Consider the following 12845-nt stretch of genomic DNA (forward strand, 5'->3'; position numbering starts at 1 on the left):
TTGGGCGAAATATCAATATCAACCAGAGAAAGGACAAGAAAGGAACTAGAAGTTACACGAAAAAGGGAAGATAATGGAGACATTAGCACGAAACAAAGTTTGGGAGGAACAAAGACATGAAAGCAAAGGTAAGAACCTTTAACGGAACTACATCTCCGGAAGTAACCCAGCGTGAAACAGATCACCGCAAACTTGCCCGCGAGGCAGCAGCAGAGGGATTCGTTCTTCTGGAAAACAAAGATCATTTCCTGCCGCTGGCAAAGGGCAGCAAGGTAGGTCTTTACGGAGCAGGTGCGATCCGCACCATCAAAGGAGGCACCGGTTCCGGCGATGTCAATGAGCGTGACAGCGTTAATATTTTCCAGGGCATGAAAAATGCAGGCTACGACGTAACAAGCAGTGAATGGCTGGAGGATTACGATAAACTCTACGTACAGGCAAGACTGGACTGGAAAAATGAGATTTTCACAAAATTGAACGGAGACGACACAAAATTCTTTGATGCGTACTCTGCAACCCCGTTCTTTATGCCATCCGGAAACCCAATCGATGAAGAGAAAGCAGCAGCCGACGGTGCAGACACCGCATTCTTCGTTCTGGCACGTATCGCAGGAGAGAACAAAGACCGTTTTGATACGGAGGGTGACTACTTCATCTCCAAAGAAGAGAAAGCTATTCTGGCACAGGTTTCCAGATGCTATAAAAACGTTGTTCTTGTTATCAACACCGGCGGCCTGATGGATCTGGCATTCGTAGAAGAATTTGACAATATCCGCTCTATTTTACAGTACGTACAGGCAGGCCAGGAAGGCGGAAATGCATTTGCTGATGTTGTAAGCGGCGATGTAACCCCATCCGGAAAAATGACAGATACCTGGGCAAAAGATTACTATGATTATCCGGGTGCAGAGGTTTACAGCTACAAGAGCGGCGACCTCATGAAAGAAAAATACGAAGAGGGTATCTTCGTTGGATACCGTTACTTCGATACCTTTGAAGTACCAGTCCGTTACTCCTTCGGTTACGGTATGTCCTACACCGATTTCGAGATCAGAACCGATGACATCAAAGTAAGCGGCCGCGGTATGATGAATCCGAAAGTAAGCGTGACTGTTACCGTCACCAACACCGGCGATACTTATGCAGGAAAAGAAGTTGTACAGATCTACGCTTCCTGCCCGCAGGGCAGACTGGTGAAAGAGTTCCGCCGTCTGGCAGGCTTTGGAAAAACAAAACTGCTGGCTCCGAAGGAATCCCAGACCATGACCATCACCTTCCCGCTGTATCAGCTGACTTCCTATGAGGAGGAAAGCGCATCCTGGATTCTGGAGCCGGGCATGTATGGTATCTGGATTGGAAATGATCTGAATACATCTGTTCTCTCCGGCGCGCTGGAGCTGGACGAGAAAGCAGTCATGACAGCGTGTGAAAATATCTGCCCGCTGAAAGAGGAATTGAATGAGATTGTTCCTGATGCAGAAAAAGTTCAGGCAAGAGAGGCTGCATGGCAGAAGGAAGTAAAAGAAAAGAGAATGAGCGTGATCGAGCTTAAAGCATCTGAGATCCCAACTGAGAAAGTAGATTACCAGCCGGTACCGGAAGAGCTTCCTGGAAAAGCAGGAAAGATTGTGGAATCCCTTTCTGTGGATCAGCTGGCACTCCTTGCAACCGGTGATCCGGGAAGAGCACAGGGCAACGCGCTTGGCTCCGCAGGAATTTCTGTTCCGGGAGCAGCAGCGGAGACATCCCCGTGTGCTTCGGAGGAGCCGTGGAATGTAACCACGATTGCTCTGGTCGACGGACCTGCAGGTCTTCGTCTGAAGAGAGAATACCAGGTAGACAACGGAGAGATCGTAGCGAGCGATTTCCTGGCGGCCCTGGAAGGCGGATTCTTCAGCAAACCGCAGGAAAAACGCGGAACAACCTATTATCAGTTCTGTACCGCAATTCCGGTTGGAACACTTCTGGCACAGAGCTGGGATGTAGAACTGATCAAGAGAGTCGGCGAGATGATCGGCCATGAGATGGAGCTGTTCAACGTAACACTGTGGCTGGCACCTGGCATGAACATCCACAGAAATCCGCTCTGCGGAAGAAACTTTGAATATTATTCCGAGGATCCGCTGCTTGCCGGTATGATGGCGGCTGCTATGACGCTCGGTGTACAGAAGGTACCGGGCTGCGGAACCACGATCAAACACTTCGCATGCAACAATCAGGAGGATAACCGTATGGGCTCCGATTCCATCCTGTCCGAGCGTGCACTGCGTGAGATCTATCTGAAAGGCTTTGAAATCGCAGTCAAAGATGCACAGCCGATGTCCATTATGACATCTTACAACCTGATCAATGGTGTGCACGCTGCAAACTGCTACGATACCTGCACGAAAGCAGCGAGAGATGAGTGGGGATTTGCAGGAGCTATCATGACCGACTGGACAACCACCAACGTACAGATCCAGGGCGAGTGTACGGCAGCGGGCTGCATGAGAGCCGGAAATGACATGGTAATGCCGGGTCTGCCGGAGGATCACGAGAACATCAAAAAAGAACTTGCAGATGGAACTCTGACGATGGCAGAACTGAAACGCTGCATCTATAACACGGTAAATATCGTACTGCAGTCCAATATGTACGAGGGCGCAGTCAGCTACCTTGATCAGTTCGATGATCTGGATACCTATCTTACCGTGAAATAGGGAATTTGCAGATAGCTGTTTTTAAAGAAGAATGAGCGGATTACGAATGAGACGCAAACATTATCTTATGGGGATATACAAAAAAGCAGGGTTTGAAATTGACAGAATTTCCGGTGCGTGAAACATTTGGGGGACCCTGAAAAGAAAAAAGAAGTGCCATTTGCAGATGGGGGTCTGCAAAGTCGGCACTTCTTTTTTTTGCGTTGCTTTTGGAATCCTTCATGTATATCATCCAGAGATCCGGAATACATTGACAGTAAGGCAGAAAATAAGGAGGCGCAAAAAGCAAATGAGAGAACGGGATGAGAATGCATATATTCGTTTTTTTGCCCTCTGGTTTGCGGCCGGTATGACCCTCGGTGTACTGCTGCTGCTTGCGGCATCCCACACGGGAATGAAGGAGGGAAATAGCGTCCGCCTCTTTCAGGCGGAGGCGTTTTTTGGAAGAAAAATTTCCGCAAAGGCCTGCTTTTCCTATCTTCTAAAGGTACGGTTAGCACCGGCATTTGCGGGACTTCTCTTTGGATTGACGGCAATCGGTGCGTATTTTGCCACTGCTGCCGTTTGGGCATATGGTTTTCTGTGTGGCGTCTTTCTCTCGGCTGCCTATCTGCAGAACGGAATGGCAGGTCTTTTATTCTTTTTTCTGGCTCTTTTTCCGCAGATTTTCCTCTACCTTGCCGCGTTATTTCTGATGGCTGCTGCGTGCAGCCGGATGGCAGAGACGAATCACCTTGCCGGCGGCATACAGAAAAAGGAATATTTTTGCTTCGGCGTGCGCTACTTCTTTGCACTGATCCTGCTTCTGTGGGGTATTCTGCTTGAGAGTTATGTCAATCCGTGGTTTCTTGCGAAAATCCTGTAAAAACGGTCTGAAAAGGGAATTGCATTTTTGAAAAAACGTGTATATAATTAAAAGCATTGTTACCCTTTATCGGGCAGTGAGAGGGAGAAAAAAGCAAAAAGGAAAAAAGCTATGCAGGAAACGATACAGTCATTTACGGACTATCTACAGACGGAAAAGAAAGCGTCAAAAAATACAGAAGTCTCCTATCAGCGCGATCTTCGAAAGCTGGCAGTTTTTTTGAAGGAGCACGGAATAGAAAAACCGGAGCAGATGAATGCAACGGTTTTAAATTCTTATTTATTATATCTGGAGCGGGAACACTTCTCCCCGGCAACGATCTCGCGCAGCATTGCGGCGATTCATATGTTTTGCCAATATGCATGTCAGGAGGGAAAAATGGTATCTGACCCGTCGAAAGCGTTGCAGCCACCGAGGGTTGAGCGGAAAATGCCGGAGATCCTTTCCATCGCAGAGGTCGATCTGCTGCTTTGCCAGCCCAAAACCGACACGCCAAAGGGTATCCGCGACAAAGCAATGCTGGAAATGCTGTATGCGACCGGTATCCGTGTCAGTGAGTTGATCCATTTGAAAACACAGGATGTCAATCTTATGATGGGCTATATCACCTGCCGCGATGAAAAGGAGCGGATCGTTCCGTTTGGCGGACCGGCAAAAAAGGCGTTGGAGCAGTATCTGGGCAGTGCGCGCGCAGCCCTGATGCATGGACGGGAGGATGATGTATTGTTTGTCAACTGCTCCGGAGGTCCGATGAGCCGTCAGGGATTCTGGAAAATCCTGAAATCCTATGCGAAATCCGCAGGCATTACGGCGGATATTACGCCGCATACCCTGCGCCATTCGTTTGCAACTCATCTGCTGCAAAATGGTGCGGACTTAAAGAGTGTCCAGGAGATGATGGGACACGCCGATATTTCGACGACGCAGATGTATCTCCACCTTGGTGTGAATAAGATCCGGGATGTGTACCGGAAGGCACATCCGAGAAAGTAGCAGATTGAACAAAAAAAGAAATGGAAAAAGCGTATTTGGCAAAACTTGAATGAAAAGATTTGCCAAATACGCTTAATTTTTTGAAATTATGCAGATTAGAATGTGCCAGGAAACAGCAGTTTTGATTCACAAGCTACAAAATCTGTGTTATACTGAAAAACAAGTTTTACATTTAAGTATGATATAAGCAAAGGGGTATCACAACATGAAACTGATTGTGGTAGAGGATGAAAAGGTTATCCGGAATGGCCTTTTAAGGCATGTTCCATGGCAGCGACTCGGCGTTTCGGAGGTTGAAGCAGCCGCAAACGGAGAGGAAGCACTGGTGAAAGCGGAAGCCTTCCGGCCGGATATTGTTCTCTCGGATATTCGTATGCCGGGCATGAGCGGTGTGGATTTGTGCCGGAAATTGAGGGAAAAATTCCCGGAGATTGAGATCATCTTTTCAACAGGCTATGCAGATAAGGAATATTTAAAAGCGGCAATCGATCTGCATGCGGTCGGATACGTGGAAAAACCGGTTAACGTGAAGCTGCTCTCGGAAAACGTCGAGGAAGCAGTGCAACGCGTGAAGGGGCGCAGAAAAAGTGAGAGCGCGAAACTTCGGAACTACCTTTTAGAGGTGGATACCGATGTTTCACTGGAGCAGGCGGAGGGATCCAGTTTCCGCATTGTCATGATCCATTTTGACAGTGAAGGCTGTGGAGCCGGATTTTTACCAAAATTTGAGAAAATGGCAAAAGAAGCACTGAAACCGTATCGGATTTCGATAACAATGACACTGCTTGACCCGTTCTATCTGATTCTGCTTCTTGGAAGTGAAAAAGAAAAGCGATGGAAAGAAATGGAACCGGTTTTGGTTGATGCATTGAAAAGCTGTACGCAGGATGGTTCGATTTCGGGATGCTTTTTATCCTATGGAAGAAGAGGCGGCTGCCAGAAAGACATTTTGTTGTCTTACCGTCAGGCAAAGGAAGCGGGAAAGGCTCTTTCCTGGCTTGGATGGGGGAAAAGCGTCTGCTACGACGATGTTCCGCCAGAGAAGCCGTGGATAGATGATGCCAAGAAACAGCGGGATAAATTTTATCAACTGATTATGGACAACGATGAAAAAGGTGCCTGTCTTTTTCAGAAAACGCTGTATGAAAAACTGGTCAGCCATCATCTGTGCATGAATTTTGATATACGTTACAATTATTGTGTAATGCGTGATATACTGGAAAAAGCAGCGGAATATCGATATCCCGGTACGATGGAAAAGCCTTGGAAGCAGGGAGGAACCGATTTCTTTATGCAGGCAGAAACGTTTGCGGAGATGAAAGAGGAAATGATACGCAGAATTGGGCAGCTCTTTGAAAAGCAGAATGGGAAAACGAATACGCATAAAACGGAGAACAGTTATCATGTGAGCCGTATCACAGAATATATCCAGGAACATTATGCAGATCAGGATCTTTCCATCGGAACACTCGCTGAGCTTGTTTATCTGACACCGACGTATCTTTCTACTGTATTTAAAAAACAAACGGGACTTACGATTGGACAGTATCTGCTGGAAGTGCGTGTAGAGAATGCGAAACAGAAAATGCGTGATCCGCAGCTAAAATTCTATCAGGTATCTGAAATGGTGGGTTATGAGGATGCCAATTATTTTGCGAAAATCTTTAAAAAGAAGACGGGGGTTACCCCGACAGAGTATAAGGAGAGCCTGCAGATGCGATGAAAAATCCATTACAGAAATTGTCAATGCATAAGAGAATGATGTTGTATTTCTCCGTTCCGCTGATTCTGGTGCAGATTTTACTCTGCTTTTTATGTTATCCGCAGGTGGTGCGCCATTATCGTGAAAAAACAGATTACTCAATGGAACAGTCGGTAAGCCAGGCGATTTCTTTTACGGAGAGTTATCTGCGGAATATGACGTATCTGGCGAATATGGTGGAGGACAATGGGGTAATTCAGAATACACTGTCAGCGGATGGCTTTGGAGAAGAAAGACCATACATGGAGCAGTGGCTGGAATACTATGAGCTGAATAAAGAATTTAATTCCTACGAGATTTCGAACTCGATCTATCGTTTCTGCCTGTACGTGCCGGATGAGGTGATGTATGCGGGAAATCAATATTATTTCGATGGAGTATCAAGGCTTAAGGAACGCAGCGATTACGTTGATCTGCGGTATGCTCTGAACACGGGAGAAGATTACGTTGCAATCAGTCGTGAGAGAGACGGTGTGGATCAGCAGGATACCTCGCAGATGGTTACCCTGTATCACCGGATTGCATCCAAAAAAGAAAAAGAAGAGGAACTTGGTATCTGCAGCATCAGTGTTTCTGCGAAATATTTCCAGGATATTATGAAAAATGCCAATATCACATCAGAAGGTCTTGTTTATCTGATGAGTGAAAACGGCAGGATGATTACCAGCTCTAACAGCAGTATTCTTCAAAAAATGCAGAAAAAAGGAATACTTTTAAACTATGGCGCGGAGCTTTTTATGGAAAAAAAGAAGGAGGGACAGAAGGAATATTACATTACCCGGCAAAATGTGGACGGTGCATCCTGGCAGATGATCTTGATAATTCCCGAAAATGAATATGAGGATCAGTACAGGTTTCTGTGGCTCTCAGCGGCTCTGATGCTTGGAAGTATGATTGCCGTTATTGTATTGATGTCATATCTTCTTTCCGGTTACTACGTTGGAAGACTGAAAAAGCTGAATGTGGAAATGACGGGTCTGGAAAGCGGAAATCTGAACGCAAATCTGCCAATCACAACCGAGGAAGATGAAATTGAGGAAATTTATCACAATTTTAACGGTATGGTGCAGGAAGTCCAGCGGCTGATGCAGGAGCATTATCAACTTGGTAAGGAAGTTAAAATGGCAGAGGTACGGGCACTGCAGGCGCAGATCAACCCACATTTTCTCTACAATACGCTGGATCTGATTAACTGGATTTCCATGGACTACGGTGCAGAGGAGATCGGAACGCTGACGTGGAATCTGGCCCGGTTCTATCGGTTGAGTCTGAATCATGGAAAGAGCCTGATTTCCATCGGGGAAGAAGTCGAGCATGTTGAGGTTTATGTCAATATCGAAAATTATCACTTTGATAACGCCATTTCTCTCGAGGTAGATGTACCGGAAGAACTGAAGAGCTATGCATGTCTCAATATTATTCTCCAGCCATTTGTGGAAAATGCGATCGTCCATGGGATTGCGGAGAAACCGGATATTGAAAGCTGTGAGATCCGGATCTGCGCGAGAAGAGAGGAACAGGATATTGTTTTTTCTGTGCAGGATGACGGACCCGGTGTCGATGTGAAAGAGATGCAGAAAGAGACACAGCAGGACATCCGGACAGCACAGCATGGCTATGGTGTGCGGAACATCAACTTTCGCCTGAAGCTCTGCTTCGGTGAAAAGTATGGTGTTACGTATCTGGAAAGTGAAAAAGGAACGCATGTTGAGATCAAAATTCCGGTTATGACAATGGCAGAAGCGGAAGAGAAGATCTGAAAAGAAAGAGAGAGGAAAAACTCTCTTTCTTTTTGTATAAAAATTGTGAAAATGAGCGGAGAGATGTGGAAAGTACGCTGACAAATTGACAAGAAACAGGAAGAAAAACAAGATTTTTCCTGTGCAAGATCACAAAAATCATAAGAAATTACTAGAAATCGAAGTTTTGTTGGGTACAAAATAGCTAAATCCTTCGGTATAATAGGGTCATCAGTTGAGAACAAGCCCAAGACAAAGCGATGCGTGGAGGGTCTTGGGAGCACTCTTGTACAGGCCGGCAGTTGCATACAGTGCAGGAACGATGAAAAAGAAAGGAAGTCAACAAATGGGAAAGCATGTGAAAAGTTTTGTAGCAGAAGTAAAGAAAAACAGAGCCCTTTTTGTTATGGCGATGCCTGCATTTTTGCTGGTATTGATTATGCAGTACCTTCCGATGTCCGGACTGGTGCTTGCATTTAAGAACTATCGATATGATCTTGGCGTATTCGGAAGTGAATGGAATGGATTTGCAAACTTCGAATACCTGTTCTCATCCGGAACCGGATGGCTGATTACGAGAAACACAGTTGTGTACAACCTGTTAAACCTGGTTACTTCACAGCTTCTTGCGGTATTGATCGCAATTTTTATTTCTGAGATCAACAAAAAAATCTTTAAAAAAGTGACACAGTCAATCATTTTCTTACCGTACTTCATCTCCTGGGTTATCGTTGGAGTTTTTGTTTACAATATCTTCAACTATGAAACCGGTATCCTGAACAGTATCGTAACCTTCTTTGGAGGGGAGAAGATCAATATGTACGATGCATCCAAAGCCGGTATATGGCCATGGATCATCTGTCTGTTCAACTCATGGAAATGGTGTGGATATAACTCCGTTATTTACATCGCAGCAATTACCGGTGTCGATGCTGAGATTCACGAAGCAGCTTCCATCGACGGTGCAAATATTTTTGAGAGAATCCGTTTCATCACTCTTCCGAGCATTCTTCCGACCATTATCACCATGCTTCTTCTGCAGGTTGGCCGAATTCTCCGTGGTGATTTCGAGATGTTCTATCAGATCGTTGGAAACAACGGACAGCTCTTCAACAAGACCGATGTTATTGATACCTATGTATTCCGTTCCCTGATTCAGAACTCCAACCTCGGTATGACAGCGGCAGCATCTTTCTATCAGTCCGTCATCTGCTTTGCGACTATTCTGATCGTAAACGCAATCGTAAAACATGTAGAAGAAGATCTTGCACTGTTCTAAGACAGAAAAAAGGAGGAATTAGTTATGCAAGCTGTTGCAAAATCACAGAAAATCAAGAAAAGTACTTCTACAAAAGTATTTTATGTCATCTGTTACACCTTTGTTGCGCTGATGGCTCTGGTATGTTTACTGCCGTTTATTATGGTGGTTTCCGGTTCGTTTTCATCTGAGCAGGCGATTCGGTTTCAGGGTTATGGCATTCTCCCAAGAGAATTTACCACAGCCGCTTACGCACTGATCTTCAAGAGCCCGATGACCGTTGTCCGTGCTTACGGGGTATCTATTTTTATCACCCTCGCCGGAACTGCAGTAGGACTTCTGCTTACGACAATGACCGCTTACGTGATCAGCCGTAAAGATTTCAAGTACAGAAATGCTCTGTCCTTCTTCTTCTACTTTACGACCCTGTTTAACGGCGGTATGGTTTGCTCCTATATTTTCTACATCCAGTATCTGCACTTAAAAGACAGCTACCTTGCCCTGATCTTACCGGGTGTGTTCAATGTCTTCTACCTGTTGATCATGAGAACCTTCGTATCCGCAATTCCGACCGCACTGATCGAATCTGCGAAGATTGACGGCGCAGGCGAGTTTAAAACATTTTTCAGCATCATCCTTCCGCTTCTGAAATCCGGAATGGCAACCATCGGTCTGTTCCTTGCGCTTGGTTACTGGAATGACTGGTACAATGCAATGCTGTATATGAATACAGAAACAAAATATCCGCTGCAGTACATGCTGTATGCCCTGATGCAGAAAACGCAGGCAATGTCCCAGATGGCAAGCTCTGCAAACATTCCGCTGCAGGATATGCCATCCAACTCCCTGAAGCTGGCCATGGCAGTTGTGGCAACCGGCCCGATCATTCTGGTTTACCCGTTTATACAGAAATATTTTGTAAAAGGTGTTACAATCGGTTCCGTCAAAGGCTGATGGAACGATTAGATAAAGGCAACGAAAAAGGAGGAAAAAGAAATGCAAAACAAAAAATTAAGAAAAGCACTTGCTGTATCCATGGCAATCGCCATGACCGGAGGCTTGCTTGCAGGCTGCGGAAGCAACAATTCCAGCTCTTCCAATGGTGGAGCTGCAAAGAGCGGATCTACATCATCCGCAAGCGGTGAGCTTGACACATCCGAGTTTGTGGAGCTTTCCATGTATGTCATCAGTGACCGTCCGGCAGGACAGGATGCAATCGACGAGAATCTGAACAAACTCTTAAAAGAGAAACTGAACTGCTCTTTGAAAATCAACTGGATCGGCTGGGCGGAGTACGCAAACAAATATCCGCTGCTGTTCTCTTCGGGAGAAGAGTTTGATATGGCATACAGTGCATCCTGGCTGAACTTTGCATCTCTGGCGCAGAAGGGTGCCTTCAAGAGCCTTGATGAGCTCTGGCCAACCTACGCACCGAAGAACTTTGCAGCACAGTCTGAGGAAGCAAAACAGCAGGCAACAGTAAATGGAAGCTATTATTGTGTTCCTTCCCTGCTGTCTACTTACAATGCATATGGTCCTATCTATCGTGGTGACCTGGTAGAGGGAACCGAATGGGACGGAAAGATGGAGACCTTTGAAGATATTGAAGAGTACTGCGATATCATCAAAGAAACGCATCCGGAAATGGAGTGCATCGATCTATACTCTACAGCACCGGAAATCTTCTTCATGTATATGGAAAATCAGGGACTGGCAACCTTCAACGGAATCCGTTATCTGTGGTATGATCCAAATGCAGAAAATCCAACTGTTATGACTTCCTATGAGCTGGAGAAAACACCGGAATTCCTGGAAATGATGGCAAGATGGAATGAGAAAGGATTTTATTCAAAATCTGCTCTGTCAGACACGGACAGCACGAAATTTCAGAATGGTAAAGCAGCTCTGAAGATCCATAACATTGATTCCTATGTGGGACAGGCAATTCTTCATCCGGAATACGATATTCACTATTCTAACATGGTAAAAGATGTTGCACATCTTCCATATACGCAGGACTGTATGGTAATCTCCAATACTTCCAAGAATCCGGAGAGAGCAATGGCACTGTGGGATCTGATCACCAATGATCAGGAAGTATACGATGCGTTCTACTACGGTGTTGAAGGAACTTCTTATGAGCTGAACGATGAGGGACAGTTCAAGGTTCTGGATACGGACAACTATGGAACGAGCGCAATGTGGTCTGCAAGAAGTGATGCTCTGAACCGTCAGCAGATCGGTACTCCGGATGATTACAAGACCAACATTGATGAGTTTGAGTCCCGCATCGTTTCCGGACAGGGAAATGAGAAATTCACAGGATTTGTACTGGATACCTCTTCCTTCGAGACCCAGCTTGCTGCATGCAACAATGTACAGCAGCAGTACTGGTGGCCGCTTGAGCTCGGATACACAGATGCAGAATCTGGTCTGGCTGATTACCAGTCCCAGATGGAAGCAGCAGGAATCGAGACCATGAAAGAGGCAGCTCAGAAACAGCTTGACGCTTACGTAGCAAGCCTGAAATAAAACGAATTTCCGAAAGGGAAACGCAAAGACTATATAACTTCTGCCGCAGGCAGAACAAACGGATAAAAAGCAGGTACTGGAGCAGAACATATCGTGGGGGTATGCGTGCGGTGCCTGCTTTTTCCGAAAACAGCCATCATGTATGGGAGGGAACAAAACTATGATAAAAGAACCAATGGTAATGGAAATTGCGAAAAACACCTACGCCATCAACGAATTCGGTCTGTCCGCGTGTTATTTTCTGGTCGGAGAGGAGCGTGCGCTTTTGATTGACACCGCATGCGGCCTTTCTGATCTGAAAGGCATCGCGGCAAGCTTGACGGACAAGCCGTACGACGTTGTCCTGACGCACGGCCATCTCGATCATGTCGGCGGAATCGGTGCGTTTACGGATGTCTATCTTGGCGAGGCAGATTTTGCTATGACACGGAACCTGAACGCAGAACAGCTGCGCGGCTTTGCTGATGAAATTGGAAGAAACGGCGGCTATCAGGCATATGAGTATGATCTCAACAAAATTCAGCCGTTCGAAATGCCGACATTCCATGCCCTGCACGAGGGCGATGTTTTCGAACTGGGAAACCGCCGCGTCGAGTGCATCGAGGTGGCCGGCCACACGCCGGGCGGCATCTGTTTTCTTGATGAAGCGACGAAAATCCTGTTCTCCGGCGATGCCTGCAACCAGAATCTTCTTGTCCTCGGCTGCAGCGTGAGAAAAACGCTGGAAGGGCTGTATCACCTGAAAACATACGAAACCCGCTATGAGAGATCCTACAGCGGGCACATCGGTTTCGGCGGCATGCAGGGCTATTTCAGCCAGCCAGAGACGATTCTCGATGACTGCATCAAAACCGCCGAGCAGATTCTGTCCGGCGAAGCAGAAGGAAAAACCGCACCGCGGGAAGGCATGCTCTATGCCGAACACGGAACCGCAAGACTCAGTTATTACCCGGACTGCTTGGAAAAGGATCCAGAGCGATAAAATGATCTGCAAAAA

At 46.2% G+C, this 12845-nt stretch carries 9 protein-coding genes; all 9 read left to right on the plus strand.

The genetic code is table 11. The features are described from left to right. The first annotated feature begins 116 nt into the window (after positions 1-116). The 9 genes from DWX32_RS00725 to DWX32_RS00765 all read left to right on the plus strand — a co-directional run bounded on the left by DWX32_RS00725 (position 117) and on the right by DWX32_RS00765 (position 12830). A complete protein-coding gene (locus tag DWX32_RS00725; RefSeq protein WP_118594697.1) occupies positions 117-2699 on the plus strand; it encodes a glycoside hydrolase family 3 protein in 2583 nt (860 codons plus the stop codon). A 289-nt stretch (positions 2700-2988) separates the two neighbouring features. Continuing rightward, positions 2989-3564: a stage II sporulation protein M gene (locus DWX32_RS00730; protein ID WP_022463333.1), complete on the plus strand. Its 576-nt coding sequence runs from the start codon at positions 2989-2991 to the stop codon at positions 3562-3564. Between the two features lie 111 nt (positions 3565-3675). Further along, positions 3676-4557, plus strand: coding sequence for a site-specific tyrosine recombinase XerD (gene xerD / locus DWX32_RS00735; protein ID WP_118659120.1), 882 nt, complete (start codon positions 3676-3678; stop codon positions 4555-4557). Positions 4558-4762: 205 nt separating this feature from the next. Further along, positions 4763-6280, plus strand: coding sequence for a response regulator transcription factor (locus tag DWX32_RS00740; protein WP_118659121.1), 1518 nt, complete (start codon positions 4763-4765; stop codon positions 6278-6280). Continuing rightward, positions 6277-8079: a sensor histidine kinase gene (locus DWX32_RS00745; RefSeq protein ID WP_117760396.1), complete on the plus strand. Its 1803-nt coding sequence runs from the start codon at positions 6277-6279 to the stop codon at positions 8077-8079. The genes DWX32_RS00740 and DWX32_RS00745 overlap by 4 nt, the downstream gene beginning before the upstream one ends. A gap of 325 nt (positions 8080-8404) precedes the next feature. After that, positions 8405-9337, plus strand: coding sequence for an ABC transporter permease (locus DWX32_RS00750; RefSeq protein WP_117509098.1), 933 nt, complete (start codon positions 8405-8407; stop codon positions 9335-9337). A gap of 24 nt (positions 9338-9361) precedes the next feature. Continuing rightward, positions 9362-10270, plus strand: a complete 909-nt coding sequence (locus DWX32_RS00755) for a carbohydrate ABC transporter permease (protein ID WP_117509097.1) — start codon at positions 9362-9364, stop codon at positions 10268-10270. A gap of 42 nt (positions 10271-10312) precedes the next feature. Then, the gene (locus DWX32_RS00760; RefSeq protein WP_118659122.1) at positions 10313-11848 is read left to right on the plus strand and encodes an ABC transporter substrate-binding protein; all 1536 of its coding nucleotides are present in this window, start codon (positions 10313-10315) and stop codon (positions 11846-11848) included. A gap of 160 nt (positions 11849-12008) precedes the next feature. Continuing rightward, on the plus strand, positions 12009-12830 hold the full coding sequence (locus DWX32_RS00765) for an MBL fold metallo-hydrolase (protein WP_158554955.1): 822 nt from the start codon (positions 12009-12011) through the stop codon (positions 12828-12830). Positions 12831-12845 lie beyond the last annotated feature (15 nt).

Origin of the sequence: Blautia sp. AF19-13LB (genome assembly GCF_003479105.1) — a bacterium.
Classification (GTDB): domain Bacteria; phylum Bacillota; class Clostridia; order Lachnospirales; family Lachnospiraceae; genus Fusicatenibacter; species Fusicatenibacter saccharivorans.